The organism is Dechloromonas sp. ZY10, assembly GCF_041378895.1.
In the GTDB taxonomy this organism is placed as follows: domain Bacteria; phylum Pseudomonadota; class Gammaproteobacteria; order Burkholderiales; family Rhodocyclaceae; genus Azonexus; species Azonexus aquae.
This window is the reverse complement of sequence record NZ_CP144212.1, coordinates 1,623,350-1,641,642: the sequence shown is the minus strand read 5'-3', so window position 1 is coordinate 1,641,642 and position 18,293 is coordinate 1,623,350. Positions and strand designations below refer to the sequence as shown.

General features: G+C 63.7%; 13 protein-coding genes and 2 riboswitches. Of the genes, 2 read left to right on the top strand and 11 right to left on the bottom strand.

The window, feature by feature from the left end; translation table 11 throughout:
- Positions 1-41: 41 nt before the first annotated feature.
- Both VX159_RS07475 and VX159_RS07470 read left to right on the top strand, forming a co-directional pair.
- Positions 42-242 (top strand): hypothetical protein, encoded by a 201-nt coding sequence (locus VX159_RS07475; RefSeq protein WP_371325347.1) that lies wholly within the window; start codon positions 42-44, stop codon positions 240-242.
- A gap of 235 nt (positions 243-477) precedes the next feature.
- On the top strand, positions 478-3,594 hold the full coding sequence (locus VX159_RS07470; RefSeq protein ID WP_371325346.1) for a response regulator: 3,117 nt from the start codon (positions 478-480) through the stop codon (positions 3,592-3,594).
- Here the strand turns inward: VX159_RS07470 and VX159_RS07465 are convergent.
- From VX159_RS07465 to VX159_RS07415, 11 genes are all read right to left on the bottom strand, one after another.
- Positions 3,575-4,696 carry a S1C family serine protease gene (locus VX159_RS07465; RefSeq protein WP_371325345.1) on the bottom strand — a complete coding sequence of 374 codons (1,122 nt, stop codon included), beginning with the start codon at positions 4,694-4,696 and terminating at the stop codon, positions 3,575-3,577. The two genes, VX159_RS07470 and VX159_RS07465, sit on opposite strands and share 20 nt — an antisense overlap.
- Positions 4,697-4,944: 248 nt before the next feature.
- Entirely contained in the window at positions 4,945-5,175 is a 231-nt protein-coding gene (locus VX159_RS07460; protein ID WP_371325344.1) for a hypothetical protein, read from the bottom strand.
- Between the two features lie 47 nt (positions 5,176-5,222).
- Positions 5,223-5,804, bottom strand: coding sequence for a hypothetical protein (locus tag VX159_RS07455; protein ID WP_371325343.1), 582 nt, complete (start codon positions 5,802-5,804; stop codon positions 5,223-5,225).
- Positions 5,805-6,274: 470 nt separating this feature from the next.
- The gene (locus VX159_RS07450) at positions 6,275-6,571 is read right to left on the bottom strand and encodes a hypothetical protein (RefSeq protein WP_371325342.1); all 297 of its coding nucleotides are present in this window, start codon (positions 6,569-6,571) and stop codon (positions 6,275-6,277) included.
- A 147-nt stretch (positions 6,572-6,718) separates the two neighbouring features.
- Positions 6,719-8,824, bottom strand: coding sequence for a TonB-dependent receptor (locus tag VX159_RS07445; protein ID WP_371325341.1), 2,106 nt, complete (start codon positions 8,822-8,824; stop codon positions 6,719-6,721).
- Between the two features lie 124 nt (positions 8,825-8,948).
- Positions 8,949-9,527, bottom strand: a complete 579-nt coding sequence (locus VX159_RS07440; protein ID WP_371325340.1) for a hypothetical protein — start codon at positions 9,525-9,527, stop codon at positions 8,949-8,951.
- A 164-nt stretch (positions 9,528-9,691) separates the two neighbouring features.
- Positions 9,692-9,891, bottom strand: a riboswitch (cobalamin riboswitch).
- A 175-nt stretch (positions 9,892-10,066) separates the two neighbouring features.
- The gene (locus tag VX159_RS07435) at positions 10,067-11,719 is read right to left on the bottom strand and encodes a hypothetical protein (RefSeq protein WP_371325339.1); all 1,653 of its coding nucleotides are present in this window, start codon (positions 11,717-11,719) and stop codon (positions 10,067-10,069) included.
- Positions 11,720-11,733: 14 nt separating this feature from the next.
- Positions 11,734-13,863 (bottom strand): TonB-dependent receptor, encoded by a 2,130-nt coding sequence (locus tag VX159_RS07430; RefSeq protein ID WP_371325338.1) that lies wholly within the window; start codon positions 13,861-13,863, stop codon positions 11,734-11,736.
- A gap of 150 nt (positions 13,864-14,013) precedes the next feature.
- A riboswitch (cobalamin riboswitch) is annotated at positions 14,014-14,259 on the bottom strand.
- 152 nt (positions 14,260-14,411) lie between these two features.
- Positions 14,412-16,145, bottom strand: coding sequence for a SulP family inorganic anion transporter (locus VX159_RS07425; RefSeq protein ID WP_371325337.1), 1,734 nt, complete (start codon positions 16,143-16,145; stop codon positions 14,412-14,414).
- Between the two features lie 224 nt (positions 16,146-16,369).
- Positions 16,370-17,224, bottom strand: a complete 855-nt coding sequence (locus VX159_RS07420; RefSeq protein ID WP_371325336.1) for a methylated-DNA--[protein]-cysteine S-methyltransferase — start codon at positions 17,222-17,224, stop codon at positions 16,370-16,372.
- A complete protein-coding gene (locus tag VX159_RS07415; protein WP_371325335.1) occupies positions 17,221-18,105 on the bottom strand; it encodes a DMT family transporter in 885 nt (294 codons plus the stop codon). The genes VX159_RS07420 and VX159_RS07415 overlap by 4 nt, the downstream gene beginning before the upstream one ends.
- Positions 18,106-18,293: the final 188 nt, after the last annotated feature.

The following is an 18,293-nucleotide window of genomic DNA, read 5'->3' as shown; positions in this document are numbered from 1 at the left end:
GGCGAGTCAGAACACCAAACACCCCGCCAAGGGAGGCAAGCATGGACCTCCAGCTGACTCACGAAAGCCGCTTCTGGGCGGCACTCGATCAGTTCGTGCCACTCGCCGAGCAAATCCTTTGCTCCGGCGCCTCGCTGCCCGACGCCGAAGACCTCCTCCTCGGCTGGCCCGCCCCCGGCCACCTGCCGCTCGATTTCGCCTACCTGACTGGCGGCAAGGCCTACCTGCCGCCGCGCCCATGAGCCTGCGACAGCCAGCGACATCACGCCACCAACTCCGCGTCAAGCCTTAAGCAAAACCCCACTGACGCCTGCCGGCATGACCTAAATTCAGCGCTGCAGCGCTGATTCATATCGCAATGTCAATCCAGTATGACTTTTTGCTCTACCGGCAGTTTCATCCCGGTGCTATAACTACACATAGTGCACTGCAACAAAAAAATCACAAGAAGTACAACTACTCACGACGGGGTAGATCATGAACGGCAAACTGAAATGGGACTGGAGCCAGTCCTTGGCAGAGCATCTGCGTAAAGCCGCGGCAACCGCTCAGGTGCCGGATTTCTCTGCTTCTCTTGGCGTCAGCCCGGAAGACCCTCAGGCGGACCACGAACTGGCCCTGCTGCGCGAAGAGAATGCCCAGCTCAAGCAGTTGCTCAAGCAACAGAGCGACCACAGCCGCCAGCCAAAGCACCGGCAGACCGGCGATGTCAGGCAACTGCAGGAAACCCGGCGCATCCTCCTCGACGCGCTGCAACTCACCGCAGTCAACGAAAAACGCTTGCGGCAAGCCCTCGAAATTGCCCGTATCGGCATCTGGCATCTCGACCTGCAAAGCCGCAGCATTTACTGGTCAGACGAAATCTATCGCCTGTTCCGGATCGAAAAGAGCGTCCCGCTGACTCTGGAAAAGATTTTCGACTATACCCATCCGGAAGACCGCAGCAAGCTTGCCGAAGCCTGGGAGAGTGCGCTCAACGGCGGGCATTTCAACTGCGACTACCGGATCGTCGTCAATGGCGAAACCCGCTGGGTACACGCCTCAGCCCAGATCCAGTTTTCGCCCGACCGGCAAGCCCAGAGCGCGCTCGGGATCATGCAGAATATTTCGCGGATCAAAGCCCAGGAAAATGAAAACAGCCGCCTGCTATCGATCCAGGATGCGATCCTGCGCAACGATGCGATCGGCTTTTCGATTCTCAAAGAGCGCCAATTCGTCTGGGTCAGTCCAAGCATCGCTCGTCTCTGGGGCTATCAGCCAGAAGAACTGATCGGCCAGTCAATCCGCTGCCTTTACCCGGACCAGACCAGTTTCGAACAGATCGGAACCGCTGCCTACGCCAGCATCGAGCGCGGCGAAGTATTCAAGGCCCAGTTGCCTTACGTGCATAAGGAAGGCGCACAGGGCTGGCTCGACGTCACCGGCGCCCTGCTCGACCCGGAGAACGGCACCAGCCTGTGGTCCTACGTCGATATCAGCGAAGAGAAGGAGTTCGAGTCCGAACTGGTTGCCGCCCGCCTCGCCGCCGAAATGGCGAACCGGACCAAATCGGAATTCCTGGCCAACATGAGCCATGAAATCCGTACCCCCTTGAACGCCGTCACCGGCATGGTACATCTGCTGCGCGACACACCACTCAACGAACAGCAACGCCAATACCTGCGCAACATCGAATCGGCATCGGGCATCCTGCTGGGGGTCATCAACGACATTCTCGATTACTCGAAAATCGAAGCCGGCCGGCTTGAAATCAGCCCAGCGCCTTTCGATCTCAGCCAGGTTTTCCACACCCTCGGCGTAATCGCCAATGCCGCCGCCAAAAACAAGGACATCGATGTCCTGTTCCGGATCGCCCCCAACGTTCCGCACGAACTGATCGGTGACTCGCTGCGCCTGGAGCAGATTCTGATCAATCTGACCAACAATGCGATCAAATTCACCCAGCAAGGGCATGTGGTGGTGCATGTCGAACTTGAGGAACTGACCCCCAGCCACGCGGCGCTGCGTTTCGATGTCGAAGATAGCGGCATCGGGATCAGCGAGCAGCAGCAACAACATTTGTTCCGCCCCTTTGCCCAGGCTGAAAGCTCAACCTCCCGGCGCTACGGCGGAACGGGGCTGGGACTGGTCATCTCCCGGCGCCTCGCCGAAATGATGGGCGGCCGCCTCGAACTGCGCAGCCAGCCAGGCGTCGGCAGTACCTTTTCACTGCACTTGCAACTCCCCCGTCAGCACGACGAAGACCGCCCCTGGGTGATCGTCCCGGAACATCTGCAAAAGCTGCGCCTGCTGATCGTCGACCCGAACGAACGCAGCCGCAGCGTCACTTTCGAAATTGCCCGCTCGCTGCACTGGCATGTCGTCGCACTCGCCGGTGCCGACGAGGCGATCGATCGCCTCGAAGAAGCCATGTTCTGCGGACAGTCTTTTGACCTCTGCCTGCTCGCAGTACAGCAGGAAGAAGCCGCCCGGGAACTGGCCCGACGTCTGCGCGATGAAGTCCCGCAAGAACTGCAGCCACGCATCATCCTGTTGGCCAGTCAGCCGGAAACCCGCCTGATTGCAGAACTGCGGGAAAGCGTCCAGGTTGCGGCCATTCTGCTCAAGCCCTTTACCCCGTCCGCCCTGTTTGAAACCGTCAGCCCCTTCTTCCTGATCGGCCGGCAAGAAAGCAGAAGCGACGGCGAAGCCCATAACGACTACCGGGGCCAGGCCCGCATTCTGGTTGCCGAAGACAACGAACTGAACCAGATTCTGATCAGCGAACTGCTTTCGCGCCGGGGCCTCGAAGTCTGCATTGCCAGCGACGGCGAAGAATGCCTGCTGCAACTCGAAAGCAACCCCGACGGCTTCGACCTGGTCCTGATGGACATGCAGATGCCCGGCATCGACGGACTGGAGGCAACCCGGCGACTGCGCGCCGACCCGCGCTTTGCCGAACTGCCAGTTGTTGCATTGACCGCCAATGCCCAAGCACAGGATCAACGCGCCTGCCTGGCAGCGGGGATGAACGACTTTCTCAGCAAGCCGGTTGATCCCCGACAGCTTGAAGCAACCCTGCACCGCTTCCTGAGCCATCTGATTCCGGCACTGACGCTGCCAGCCAGCCCGCTCGACGAGCCAGTGCGCCCTGCCATCAGCCAACAACTTGCACAAGCTCAGGAACCACATCTCAACAGCAGCGAAGCCATCCGCCGCATGGATGGCGACTTCGGGCTCTACCGCGAAATGCTGCAAGCCTTCGCCAAAAGCTATCAGGATCTGGGCGACCGCCTGCGCCGGCTTGGCCACAGCCCCGACCGCGACCAGGCGGTGCAGCGTCTGAGCCACACCGCCTGCGGGCTGGCTCGCACCATCGGCGCCGAACACCTGGCCGAGCAAATCCGCTCGGTTGAACTGGCCAGCAGCGGGCCTGACGACACCCGATATGCACAACAACTCGACCAGTTGCTGCCAGCTCTGGAAGAGGAATTGCTGGCGGTACTCGACGAAATCAGCAGTTGCGTGCAAGCCGAGGCAGGCTGGATGCCGACACTTCAGCCAACAGCAGACGATCCAGAGGCCAGCAGGGAAACTATTCCGGCTGCAGGCTGATCTCGACCGTCAGCGGCTGACCGCGCCGCAGCACCCCGAGGCGGACGCGGTCGCCGATCTTGAAGTCATCAAGGCGGCGCGAGAGATCGCGCACCTTGCTGACCGGCTGGTCTTCGACGGCGACAATCAGGTCGCCGAGTTCGATCCCGCCGTCGCGGGTACGCCGTGCCGCCTGCAAACCGGCCTGTGCCGCCGCCGAATCCCTGGGCACGCTGAGCACCGCCACGCCATCCACCGCAAAAACCCGCTGGATGCGCTCGTTGAGCGCCTCGTCGACACCGATCCCAAGCGCCGGCCGCAGGTAACGCCCGTGGCTGATCAATTGCGGCACCACCCGGTTCACGGTATCGACCGGCACGGCAAAGCCGATCCCGGCGCTGGCGCCGCTCGGGCTGTAAATCGCGGTGTTGATCCCGATCAGCCGGCCGGCCGAGTCGAGCAGCGGCCCGCCGGAATTGCCGGGGTTGATCGCGGCGTCGGTCTGGATCAGGTGTTCGATGCTGCCCCCGTTTTCGCCGCCCAGGCTGCGGTCGAGCGCCGAAACGATGCCGGTGGTCAGCGTCCAGTCGAGACCGAAGGGATTGCCGATGGCAAACACCTTCTGCCCGACCTTGAGTTCGGCGCTGCTGCCGACCGGCACCGGCGGCGGCCGCTTGAAGCCGACACCGATCTTGAGCACCGCAATATCATGTGCCGGCGACGCGCCGACCAGCCCGGCGCGGAAGCTGCGCCCGTCGGCCAGCTTGACCGTCGCTTCGCTGGCCTGGTCAATAACGTGGAAATTGGTCACCACATGCCCGGCATCGTCCCAGATGAAACCCGAGCCGGTACCGCGCGGCACGCGCTGCACATTGCGCGTCCAGAAATCGACCACCTCACCCTTGGTGGTAATGAACACCACCGAATCGCGGGCATTCTCGAACAAGCGGATCGTCGATTGCTCATCCGCCGCCAACTCGCCACGCGCCGCCACCGTACGCGGCTGCGCCTCCGGGCGCAGCCCCAGCCAGCCCAGCGGATCGAGCCGCCCCTGCCACAACATCATCAGCAAGGCCGAAGCCAGCGTCAGCCAGAGCAGGCGGGAAAGAAAGCGGTCGGACATCGAAACTCCTCAACACCGAAACGGTGAAAAACCGGAAACCGGTCAGTTGACCGTGAATATGGCGATCAGTGCGGGAAATTCAAGCGTGAAACGTCTGGCGAGCAAAGTGTGCAGAACTGACCGAAGTAACCCGCTAGCTGATCAACTGCGTTGAGTGCTATTTCCGCTTGATCGCGGGATGAGTTGAGCAGGTTCTACAGAGTTGATGCAGGACGCCACAGATGGATTAAATACCTCTACCTTTCAAGTTACTGCCCATTATAAGTCAAAATAAACTTAATGATTGCATCGTGCAAATCAAAACCATCTCTTCCATCTTTAAATAAAACAATAAAAGCAAACACATACAATGGAGACAACAAGTCCATCTCCAGAAACCTCTCTCTCCAATCCTTCGCTTTATGCGATGTATTTTGACTTAGGCTTGACAACCCCGCCTCCTTCACTTCGGCCAAACGATTAACTTGTTCATTATCCATAAAAATAAATAACCTAAAATAACCAACAACACTATACCAATATAAATTTAATGATGGGAGAGGCCACTAGCCACTAATTTCTTGTGTAACGAATCGAGAGTTTGAGAGCTAATTTTTGAGGTTGCAGAGAGATGCATTACGTCACCATAGATCGACTCATATTCAATATTGATTTCAATTGGCTTACCTCCAATTAGCTTTACCAACTCCACCATACACATATCATATCCATCAGCATTTGTAATAGAGAGAAGTGGCATATCCGACCCTGCTCTTATCGCTGTCTCTCCCTTTGGCCATCCTGTTGCAAAGCAACTAGAGTTTAGTGTTGTCGCAGATAGAACTTCAGACCAACGATCTGAGCCAAATCCACTTGCAACCACATTCCCAGAACTTACCGAAAAACCTTTAACAATCGCAGGCCCGAGTCCATCATTGGACAAATATATACCATTGCGCCGTTCTTTCCCTTCCATGTATGGCGTAACCTGAAGAATTGGCATAACCGATTTTCGATTATGAACTCGGCTCACATCAACTTGCTGCCATGCAAATATGGCCGATAAAATTGAAATAAAAACAGCAGATACAGGTGCCAGTGACCGCTTTAAAATACGAGCAACCGTCATAAATATTAAATAAAATCAGAAAAAATTAAAATACATAGAATAGAAATTAACAGGACACCCAAAAACAATTTGAGCCATCCGTAAACATGCCCAGATAGCCAGCTTGAGGCCTAAAATATCTAACTTGGCACACCAATTCTGATGCTTTTGGGCGAAGTTAGTTGCCTTGAAGGTCATTTTTGGAGCTTAAAAATAGTTTTTAAGCACCCTGTTAAACAACCGCTTTCATGCACTCCAGACAATGTATAAATTCTACGATTTAAACATGCGAGATATCGGTTGATCCAGCTTGTCTGACGGCGAAGTATGGTTGAGCCATGTTGACTCGGCAACTGGTCTGATCGGTGCAACGCTTGCGCTATCCTATCTGTAGATACAAGGCGTCAATCTACCCGGTATGACCATCCGGAGTGGCCCGAAAACCCGCCCCACCGCCCGTCGACCGTGTTAACCGCCCCAAAAACGAAGCTTCAGGTCTTCCCCCGCCAGCGGGCGAACCACTCCGCGCTGCATTCCGGGCGGTCCTCGCTTTTGAGCAGGCGCAGGTTGAGGACCATGTTTTCCAGCACCAGTTTGGCGGCGACGGCGAGCAGGACGCGTTCGCGGGCTGAGGCGTCGAGGATTTGCGCCTGTTCGGAGATTTCGCAGACCTGGGTGCAGACCAGGCTGCGCAGCGCCTCTTCGTCGCAAGGCAGGTCCGCGTAATCGATCGGATCTTCGGCCTCAACATCGCGCATCAGCGCCAGCAGTTCGTCGCTCGACAACATGGCTTGCTCCCCGGTGGTCAGTGTCGATGCGGTTCTGACCACCGGAACGGCCACAAGTGCCGCTGCCTTTGCGCCCTTGCAGGAGCGCCTTCACGGTCACTGCCTCGCGGCAAGGTCCCCGTCGGCGCTGCCTCTTGGCCGCGTGGTTCAGAACATGATGCGCATACCCAGGCGCAGCGAGCGCGGTTCCAGCGGGTGCACCAGGCGGCCGTCGAGGCTGCCGCCGACGCCGCAGCCGCCGGTGCCGGCCAGTGCTTCGCTGCGGGTGCAGGCACCGCCCCAGTATTCGATGTCGTTGGCCTTGCGGTCGAACAGGTTGAGCACGTCAAGAGTGAATTGCAACTTGTTGCTGACCCGGTAGCCGGCTTTCAGGCTGGTCATCCAGAAGGCCTGCGATTTTTGCGCCCCGCTCTCTTCCAGCGCATAGGCGCCGAGGTAACGCAGGCGCAGGCCGCCAAACCACGCGCCGCCGTCGTCCCAGGTCAGGCCCAGCGAGGCGGTGAGCGGGATCGCGTTGGGCACCTGGCGGCCGCCGTTGATTTCTTCCTTGAAACGCGCCTGCGACCAGGCCACGTCGGCATCGAGAATCATCCCGTTGCCCGGCGCGTAGTAGTTGGACCACTCGACACCGTGGCGGCGCGAAGCACCGCGCGGCTCGGTGACGCCCTCGTCGCCGATGAACACCAGTTCGGAGGCCAGTTCCTTCTGCCACAGCGTCAGGCTGCTGTTCCAGCCGGGCAAGGGATTGACCCGGACGCCGACCTCGCCGCCCTTGGCCTTGACGATCAGCGGCACCGGCTCGGCCGCGCTGCCGTCCTGCGGGTTGACCCGCGCCGTCGCGCCGCGCACGTCGTTGCTGTGGAAGCCGTGGCCCCAATTGGCGTAGAACTCGCTCGGCCCGAGCAAATTAAAGGGGCCGAAAACGACGCCAAGCTTGGGACTGGTCTGGTTGGCGCTGACTTCGCCGCCGTTGCTGCCATTGTTGGCGCCGGCCAGCGCCTTGGCCTGCGCCCGGAACTGATCGTGGCGCAGGCCGGCGCTGGTGCGCAGCCAGTCCTGCCACTGGGTGCGCAGCTCGGCATAGAGGCCGAGGCTGGATTCGAGAATGCGGTCTTCGCGCACGGTCTCGGTGCGGCGGCGGTTCTCAGTACGGTGCAGGCCGACCTTGGCGATCCGGTCCTGGCGGAAATCGGCGCCGAGCGCCAGTTCACTGTCGCGCCAGTTCGGCCCGAGGAACCAGCGTTGCTCACCGGCACCGCCCCAGACGATGCGTCGGTCGGCCTGTTCGTGCTGGTCGCCGTTTACGCCGCTGATGTAACCGGAAGGCCCGGAAAACAGGTTGAGGCCGTAGTCGATCACGTAGGCATTAGCCTTTTGCGCACTGTTCTCGCCACTGCGCGCCCATTCGCCGGACAGGCTATAGCGGTGGGTTTTGCCACCGTCGTTGGCGCCCAGCGGCGCGTAGCGGCCAATTTCGCCGCTCTGGATCGCGCGCTGCGGCACGTGTTCGGTCGCCGTCCAGTCGGCGCGGTAGAACATCGCGGTCAGCGCCAGGCCGTTGCTCGCCGAACCTTCCGAAAGGCGGAATACCGCGTTGTGCTTTTCCAGGTTCTGCGCCTGAGTCCACGGGCCGTCGTAGCCGGACACCTCGGCTGCCGAAAGCAATGTGTAGCCGTTCTCGAAAGTGTGGCTGCCGGCCGCCAGCAGGCGGCGGAAGTTGCGCTGGCCGAGGCCAACATCGACAAAGGAGGCCGGCAGGCGGCGCTGGTAGTCGATGCGGCTGCTGCCGGCGGTGACGAAATCGCCGTCCTCGGCGGCATAGACGCCCTTGCGATAGCGCACCGCGCTGACCAGTTCGGGGATCAGGAAATTGAGGTCCATGTAGCCTTGGCCGTGGGCGTGAGTGCGCATATTGACCGGCATGCCGAGCACCGTGGTCGCGAAGTCGCTACCGTGGTCGAGGTTGAAGCCGCGCAGGAAATACTGGTTGGCCTTGCCGTCGCCCGAGTGCTGGGTGACGATCAAGCCGGGCACCGCCTCCAGCACCTCGGCCGGACGCAGCAGCGGCCGGTTGGCCAGCTGCTTGCCAGTCACCGTGCCTTCGCTGGCGGTATCGGCAACGCCGACCAGGTCCTTGCCGCCGCCACTGACGGTCACCTCCTGCAAGGTCGGAATGCCGGCGGCGCCGGCGGGCAAGGCAAAGGCGGCGAGCAGCGCAAGCCCGAGCGGCTTGCGGGCAAGATTGAAGTGCATGGTTTTCTCCCTGTCGTGATTTTGCTTGATTGGCTTGAGTGGCGGGATATTTGGTCGAATTAAGCGGAAAACTGGCAGTCGGAGTCGCCGCCAAATTGACCACTGAATTCCCGGCGGGCTGGCGCTAGCGCAGGGCCTCGACCGGATAGCCGAGCGCGTCGCAGATCCGGCGCAGCGGTAGATGCGCCGCCGGTACGGTGCACGAATCGTCTGCCGGCTCCGTTGCAGCCCCCATGGCAGACCCCATGGCAACCTCTATTGCTGACCCCGCAGCAGGCTCGGTCGGCAAGTCAGCCGCCGGATGCGCAGCCAATTGCCACTGGCGAACGCCCAGGGCGCGCCCCATGCGCAGTCCGCGCGCCAGCAGCGCCCGGCCGACGCCTTGCTGCCGCCAGCCGGCAGCGACGCTGGCGGCAAGTTGCGCCTGACGCCCGGCCAGCCGCAGATGCAGCAGGCCGACCAGAACGCGTTGCGAGGAAAAAGCGCCGATGCACAAGTCGCGGCGGTAATCGAGGCTGTCCACATAGGCGGCAATCGCCTGCGCGGAAAGCGGTGCAGCAAACAAGGCCACCTGCGCCTCGGCATCGAGCGCGCCGAGGTGGGCAGCAATTTGTTCGCCATCAAGCGCGGCCAGACGGCGCACGCGGACATGCGGCAGGACAGCCGCCAGAGGCGCGACGGATAAGGCAGGACAGGCCGACATCGACAGACTCCGCAAGCGGGACGGGAAGCGGTGATCTGGCCGGCAGGCGGTAGCGCGGTGGCACGTGCCCGGAGCCGAATCGACACGGTCGACTCGCCGGAAACGCCAAAAACCCGCAGCGCATTGCGCCTGCACCTTTCGCCAGGGACACCCCGCCCCATCGTTGGTTGAAAGAATGTTGCGGCAGGTCTCCTGGCTCTCGGTTCATCGCCCTGGCCCGCCTTCCCGGAAAATCTTCCAGTGGCTTGAGGGGCAAGGACTCGCCGATCACAGTTGCGGGGGCAGCCCCGGATTTCGACCTTGCACAGGCCGGCACCGGATTCCCTTTTGATCCCGTTCGGGAACCATCAACAATGCCCGGATTGTAAACACCGGCAAGGACAATGTCAAAACAAAAACACTAGGGATAGTAGAAAACATACAGAGCAACCACTACCAGTTGTGCCCATGGCAAAAAACGCCCTTGACCACGGTCGACCGTGGTCAAGGGCAATTTTCATCCGGGCGGCACGGCTTCAGCCGCTGCTCAGGTCGCCGCCTCAGTCGCCAGCCACGCCCGCCCGCGCCACCGAACGCCCGCGCAGGCGGCGCCAGCCGAGCACGCTGCCGTAGCCGACCAGGCCGATGCCGAGCAGCGAGAGCGCGATCACCAACCCGTCGCGCAGCCCGGGCCAGGCGGCCAGCGGCGGAAAGTCGAGCCGATGCAGGCCGTGGTAGAGCCAGCGTTGCGCGGCGCTATCGCGGCTGGCCAGATGCACCAGGCGGGCGCTGGCCGGGTCGAGATAGACCCGGGTTGAAGCGGTGTCGGCAAAACTCAGGCGCAGCACCGGGAAGACGCGCGGATGATGGCGCAGCGGGTAGTAATCGGCGTCGCCTTCGCTCAGCCAGCTGGCCGCGAACGCCACCCCGGGGCGCAATTCGGCCGCCGCCGCGAGCAGGCGGGCGCTGTCTACCGCCGGAGAAAGCCGCTGTTCACGGTCGACCAGCAGCGAAGCCGCTTTTTCCCCGGCCGCCCTGCCCTCGCCCACTGTGCCACCGGCTGCCTGGCTGGCCCGCTCACCAGCCGAACGAGCCGCAAATCCAGTCACCGTCACGGTCGCCAGCCCAGCCGACGCTTCGGCCACCGACTCAGCAGCCACCGACCTGGCGACTACCGACCCAGCTGCCGAGTCCCCCACTATCTCGCCCACTGCGCCGGCAAATTCGCCGCGCAGTCGGACCAGCGGCTGGCCGGCCAACAGCCGCCATTCGCCGCTTTGGCTGCCGGCCGGCAAGATCGGGCGCCAAGCCAGCGCGGCGGCATCGAAGCGGCCGCCGGCCAGCCCCTGCTGCTCGCTGCGCAGGTCCGGCCCGGCGGCCCAGCCGAACGGCGCCAGCGACAGCCAGCCGCTGAACAGCCAGGTGCAGAGAAAGACCCCGCCGGCCAACCCGAGCAAATGGTGCCAACGCTTGGCCGGATCGCGGTAGGGACTGACCCGGCCGTCGCGATACGGCCGGCGCAGGCACAACCGTTGACAACCCAGCCACAGTCCGCTCAAGCCGAGCAGCAGCGCCAGCGCCGCCAGCCACAACACCGTTTGCCGCCAGACCTCGCCGAGTTGGCGCAAGGCGGTGAAGTAGAGCCAGTGGCTAACGCTGCCCAGCCAGTTCCAGGCGCGTTCGCCGGCCGCCGTGTCGAGCACGATCTCGCCGCTGTCGCGGCCGACGTACCAATCGCGGCCATCGGCCAGTTCGACCCGATAGAACGGCCGCCAGGCGTCGAAGCGGCGGTACACCGTCCATTGGTCGCGCTCCACCGGCTCGATCCGCGCCACCTCGCCGCCCACCCGCGCGACTACCCGCCCAGCGGCGGCTTCGCCGGTCAGCGGCGGCAGCAGCCGGCCGCTGGCGGCATCCACGGTCCACCAGCGTTTTTCGGCAAAGAAGCGGTAGACCGTGAATCCCGGCTCGGCGTCGAAACGCACCGCCTCCGGCCAGCCCTCCCGCCCCAGCCCTTGCCAGGCAGCCAGCGGCGTCAGCTGCAGCGAATCCGGCGCCAGCGCCGGCAGCCAGGCCAGGCGCTCGTCCTCGCTCAGCTGCGGGCGGGCGACGAAGAGCATCACCAGCCCGGAGAGCAGCCACAGCAGCACCAAGCCGGCGAGGACGATGCCCAGCCAGCGGTGCCCCAGGTGCAACAGGCGTTGCCAATGCACGCGCCGCCTCCCGCTTAGAACTTGAACTCGGCGACCAGCTCGACCCGACGCGGTTCGCCGAGGATGAACTGGTTGTTGTAGGTGCGCGAGGCATAGACCTTGTCGGCTAGGTTGCGGCCGAGCAGGCGCAGCGTGGTCTGGCGATTGAGCTGCCAGGCCAGGCTGGCATCGGCGACGGTATAGGCGGCAAGACGCAGGGTGTTGGCGTTGTCGGCAAAACGCTGGCCGACGTGGCGCAGACCCAGCGAGGCCTGCCAGGCGCCGACCCGGTAATGCCCCCACAGGTTGGCGACCAGTTCGGGCACGTCGAGCGGCGTGTTGCCGGCACGCGACACGGCGGCGGCGCCGACCCGCTCGTTCAAGTCCTTGAATTCGGCCTGCAGGCGGGTGATGTTGCCCTCAAAACGCCAGTTCTGCCATGGCGTCAGCGCTGCCGCCAGTTCGATCCCCTGCGAAAACTGGCTGCCGCCCTGGACCGACAGCGCGGCGTTGTTGGGATCGCGGGTGACGATGTCGTCCTTGTCGATCCGGTAGAAGGCCGCGCTCCACTCGCCCAGGCCTTGAGCCAGCGTCTGCTTGATCCCGACCTCGACCTGCCGGCCCCGGCTGAGCTTGAAATCGGCGTTGGCCAGGTTCAGCGAAATCATGGAAGTCACCGGATCGTGGCCGCTCGCGACCTGGGCGTAGAGGCTGGTATCGCGAGTCAGGAAATGCGTCAGGCCAAGGCGCCAGGAATTGCCCTGCAGGGTCCGGCTGAAATCGCTGCCGCTGACCAGTTCGTCGCGGTTGATCGCCGCCCGGTCGTGGCGGAAGCCGGCCAGCAGCAGCCAGCGCTCGCCCAGTTGCCAGGCGTCCTCGGCATAAAACGCATTCAGGGTGGTAGCAGTGTCGAACTTGGGCAGGGTCGGGTCGGGACTGAACCACTGGCCGTGCGCCGGATTGCGGATGGCAACGCTGGAGCTGCCGCCATAAGGCGCATTGTTGGTATGGCGGAAATTGACCCGCGCGGTTTCCCAACCGAAGACCGCGCGATGCCCGCCCTGCTTGAGGCTGGCTTCGAGGCGGTTGCCGGTCTGCTCCAGATCGTGCTGGATTTCCAGATAATCGCTACGGTCGACGCGGTTGGCGGGCAAATTCAGCTTGTAATTCTCGATATTCAGCCAGCGCCGCTTCGATTCCAGATAGTAGGCTTCGTTGCTCAGCGTCCAGGCCGCGTTCATCTGCCACTCGGCGCGGGCGCGCAGGCGGGTGTCGGCATAGCGGATCACCGAGTCGTCGGCGTTGTAGTTCTCGCGCCGCAGCTCGGGCAGCAGGCGGCCGTTGTCGTGCGGCGTGCCCCAGTAGCGCTCGGGGCGCTGCAGGCTGTAGTCGGCGCTCAGGTCAAGCTTGAACTCGCTGTTCGGCTGCAGGCGCAGCCGGCTCATCAGCTTGCCGCCCTGCGAATTGCCGAGGTCGCGGTAGCCATCGATGTGCGTACCGTAGGCATCGACGCGGTAGCTGGCGATCTCGCCCAGCGCACCGGTGGCACCAACGCCAAGGCGCGTGAGGCCGTCGCTGCCGAGCGCGACCATCGCTTCCTGCGCGGCCACCCGGCTCGGCTCCTTGCGTACCGCGTTGATCGTCGCCCCGACCGTGCCGCTGCCATAGACCACCGACGCCGGCCCGTGCAGCACCTCGACCCGCTCGTAACCCCAGCTGCTGCCAGGATAGTTCTGGGTGCCGGCACCGGTCTGGACACGGACGCCATCCTCGGCGATGCCGACCGAGTTGGTGCCGGTATAGCCGCGCGCCGAAAACGACAGGCCGCCGGTGCCGCCGGAACCGATGTCGGTGATCCCGGGAGCGCGGGTGATCGCCTCGCGCACCTGGAAATCGCCGCGTTCGCGCATCTGCTGCGCATCGACCGCGCTGACGCTGGCCGGCGTCTCGCGCGCAGTCAGGCCGGTGCGGGTGGCGCTGGTGGTGGCGTGGTCGAGGCCGAGCGTGCCGACCTCGCGGCCGGCGCTGACTTCAACCGGCGCCAGCTGGACCGGCGCGGACTGGGCGGCGGCAAGCCAGGGCAAGGCGCCCAGCGTGGCAACAAAAAGCGGGCGCAAGGACGGCAGGTTGGAACGGGAAAATACGGGTGAAAAAGGGTAAGACATGGTCAGACAAGCTCCGGATGCGACCGTCTGCCCGCCGATGACGACCCCTGCCCGGCCGCTGTTCCCACGGGACGCACGCGCGCCAAGGCAGTTCTGCCGCCATCCGCAACCCCGCAGACGGTCCATTGCATTCGCCGGCCGCAAAGCGCGGACGGCACGAAGGCGACAGGCCGGTCTCCGGGCTTGCCAGTCTTGAATCACCGCCTTCCCGCGTCGTTCGCGCACCCGGAGAGGGTCACGTTGCGACGCAGTGGCTGACAACCGTTGGGGTCGTCGAGGTGATTCCGCACTGGCTTACCGTTGCGGGGGCAGCCGAGGAATTGCGGAGTACGCGCACCTCGTTCCCGTTTCACCCTGCAGCTCGCGCTGCCGGGCACCTGTTGCCGTTTCCGCATGCTTCAACTGCCGGGCGCACGCGGTAGCCCTGAAAAACGAGGCGCGATCTTAGCCGAAAAAATGCCGTTGCGGGCAAGCAGCAAAAAATCGCGATTGCTGCGGTCGACCGTGAAAATGGCCCCAAGCCCCACAACCGCGCGGAAAAACGCGATTCAGCCCGGATTCGCCGCCGGGTCGGTGGCCAGACTGTCAAAAGCTGCGCTGGCCGACAAGAACACCTCGCCCGAGAGTTCCTGCCACAGCGCAGTGCCCTGCAGTCGATCCTGTACCGGCCCCTTGACCTCGGCCAGATGCAGACGCACGCCGCTGCGGCCGAGATCGCGGTCGAATTCGGCCAATGCCTCAACCGCCGTCGCGTCCATGCGGTTAACCGCGCTCATCACCAGCACCAGTTCGCGGCAACCCGGCTGTGCCGCCAGTTGCTGGCGGATTCGCGTCTCGATCGCCGCCAGATTGCCGAAGAACAGGCTTTCATCGATGCGCAGAAAGAGCACCCCCGGCAACGTCTCGACCCGATGGCGGTCGACGTTGCGGAAATGCTCGCTGCCCGGCAAGCGGCCGATCACCGCGATATGCGGCTGGCTGGCGTGAAAGAGCAAGGTCGCCAGCGACAGCAGCACGCCAAGACCAATCCCGACATCAACGCCGAGAAAGATCACGCCGCAGGCGGTGCCCAGCCAGGCGCAGGCGTCAGCGCGGTCGTAGGCCCAAGCCTGACGCAGCGCGGCCAGGTCGATCATCGACCAGGCCGCGAGCACGATGCTTGCCGCCAGCACCGCCAGCGGCAGACGCGCCAGCCAGGGCGCGGCCCACAGCACCAGCAGGATGGTGCTCAGCGCGGTGACGATGCTGGCCAGCTGGGTCTGAGCACCGGCGGCGACATTCACCGCCGAGCGCGAAACGCCGCCGCCAACCGGCATGCCGCCATAGACCCCGGCGACCAGATTGGCGATGCCGAGGCCGCGCAACTCGGCGTTGGCGTCGATCCGCTCGCCGCGCTTGACCGCCAGCGCCTGCGCCATCGACAGGTTCTGCACCATCCCGACCAGGGTCATGGTGCACGCCGGCACAAAAAGCAGGCGCAGGATGCCCCAGTCGGGCGGGGTCCAGTCCAGCGGCGGCAGCCCGGCGACAATCTGGCCGATCACCGCAACCGCAAAACGCCGATCCAGCTCGCCGTAGCTCACCGCCAGCGTCGCCAGCAGCAGGAGCAGCAAGGGCTGCAGACGGACGACGAAATCGGCATGCGCGCCGCGCATCCCCAGCCGGCGCAAGCCGCCGCCCAGGTAGCGGCGGGCCAGCGCGAGCAGCAGCAGGCTGCCGCCACCAATCGCCAGAGTCACCGGATTGGTCGCCGGCAAGGCGCCGACGAGTGCTGGCAATTGCTCGACCACGCCATGCCCGGCCACCGGCACGCCGAGCAGATGCTTGCACTGGCTGAGCACGATCAGCACCGCCGAACCGGAAATGAAGCCGCTGGCCACCGGCCGGCTCAGCAATTGCGACAAAAAGCCCAGGCGCAGCAGGCCGCAGGCCAGCACCAGCGCCCCCGAGAGCAGGGACAAGGCCGCCGCCAGCGCCAGGTAGGCAGCCGAACCGGGCACCGCCAGCGGCGCCAGCACGGCATAGGTCATGATCGCGGTGATCGCCACCGGCCCCACCGCCTGCACCCGGCTGCTGCCGAACCAGGCATAAGCCAGCACCGGAAAGATGCTGACGTAGAGCCCGTACTGCGGCGGCAAGCCGGCGAGCAAGGCATAAGCCAGGCTTTGCGGAATCACCAGGATCGCCACCAGCACCCCGGCGCTGAGGTCGGCCGGCCAGCAGGCGCGGGGATAGGCACGCAGCCACGCAGGCAGCAGCAAGGAAAGAAACGCGGATTTCATCGCCGGGGTTTTATCACGAGCCGCTGCAAAACGCATCTACGACCGGCGGTCACACCACAGCCGTGCCGGCCCGCCGCCTGCATCCTGCTGAGCGAGCGGATGCGACAGCCCAAGGCCGCATTTACGTACCGCCAAATTGAAGGAATCGGCGCCACGGATACATTCGCCGCACCGAGTCACAACGCATCGTGCCGGGAGCGTGGCTCCGCCCTGCTCGGCTCGGCCTATTGGCCGGTTTTGCCCGCCTCCCAGACCTGCAGCGCCAGCTTGCGCTCGACACCCCAGCGGTAATTGCCGCTCTCGCCGCTATCGCGGATCACGCGGTGGCAAGGGATCAAAAAGCCGATCTGGTTGGCGGCCAGCGCCGACCCGACGGCCCGCTGGGCCTGCGGACTGCCGATGCGGTCGGCAAGCTGCTGGTAGGAAATCACCCGGCCGAATTCGGTGTGGGTCAAAGCCTCCCAGACCTTGACCTGGAAATTGGTCCCGCGCAGCAGCAAATGCACCTTGCCGCGTACCGGCGTCGTGGGAAAGATTTCCGCCAGCAGACGCCGGGCCTGTTCGTCGTCGCGGCGATGTTGCGCGTGCGGCCAAGCCTGCGACAGCTCGGCGAGCATCGTCGCTGCTGCGTCGATGACAAAGGCGAAATGGCAAACCCCGCGCGGAGTCGAGGCCACCAGAACCTCGCCGAACGGTGACTCGGCAAAGCCATGGACCATTTCCAGCCCCTGCCCGCCGGCCTTGATTTCGCCCGGCGTCATCGCTTCGCAACTGACCATCAGGTCGTGCAGCCGGCTGACGCTGCTCAAGCCGATTTCCTCGCTGACGGCCAGCGCCGGACGGGCTGCCCGCAGGCGCGCCCTGGCTTCGGTTTTACTCAAAAACTGCAGGAAGCGCTTGGGCGAAATCCCGGCCCATTCGGCGAACAGCCGCTGCAGATGAAACGGGCTGACGGCAAGCTCCGCCGCCAGTTGCTCCAATGTCGGCTGCTGCCGGTAGTTTTGCCGGAGGTAGGCAATCGCGCGGGCGACCAGCGCGTAGTGCCGTTCCTGCCCGGAAGGAATCGCTCCCATGTTCATCCCTTTTTCGCCCCTAGCGTTGCCGGCGAAAAGCCGGTCACCAGGACGGTTCCGGCAAGAATCGCCAGGCCGCCGGCGAAGGTATGCCAGCCGACCGACTCGTTGAGAAAGACCACGCCCCAGAAGATTCCAAACACCGGGATCAGGAAGGTCACGGTCAAGGCCGGCGCGGCACCGATGTCCGAAACCAGCCGGAAGTAGAGCAGATAGGCGATGCCGCTGCAGACGATGCCGAGCGCAGCCACCGAGAAAAGCACTGGCGGCGCAGGCGTGGCGACCAAAGGCGGCGCCAGCAAGGCGAGCGGCAGCAGCATGGCGGTGGCCGCCCACATGCTGCCGTGGGCATTGGCCAACGGCTCGACCGAGGGTGCCGTTTTGGTATAGGTCGAAGCCACCCCGTAAGAAGCGGCGGCGCCGAGTGCGGCCGCCACCGCCAGGCCACCGCCGGCCGGCAGCGCCAGAGTTTCCACCCCGGCCACCAGGGCGACGCCGACGATCCCGAGCAACATCCCGAACATGGCCCCGGGCGCGGGACGCGACTTGAACCAGAGCGTCCCGACCGCCAGCGCCCACAGCGGTGCGGTGGCATTCAGGATCGCCAGCAAGGACGCGGAAACGGTTTGCGCGGCATAGGCAAAGAGCAGAAACGGCACCGCCGAGTTGCAGCAACCGAGCATCAGATAGTGCTTCCAGCAGCGGCGAACCGCCAGCGGCTTTCTCAGATAAAAGGCAATTGCCAGCAGGAACAGCGCCGCCAGCCCGACCCGCAGGAAAATCAGCCGCGCCGGCCCGAGTACCGGCGCCCCGATCCGCATGAACAGGAAGGAAGCGCCCCAGATGGCAGCCAGCAGCAGCAAGCGGGAAAGATCGGCAGGCGTCATGGCAATGTCGCAGAATGAATCAAGGCAGCAGGATAGAGGATCGTCGGACCGGCCCACAATCCGATTCTTGCGCGGGGACGGAGGTTCGCTGCGACACGCTGCCACCGGCGGTTTTCTGCTTTTTTCACGGTCGACCGTGAAAGCGGGCATTTTTCCGGCCGCAGCCGGCGAACCTTGCCTGCACCGCA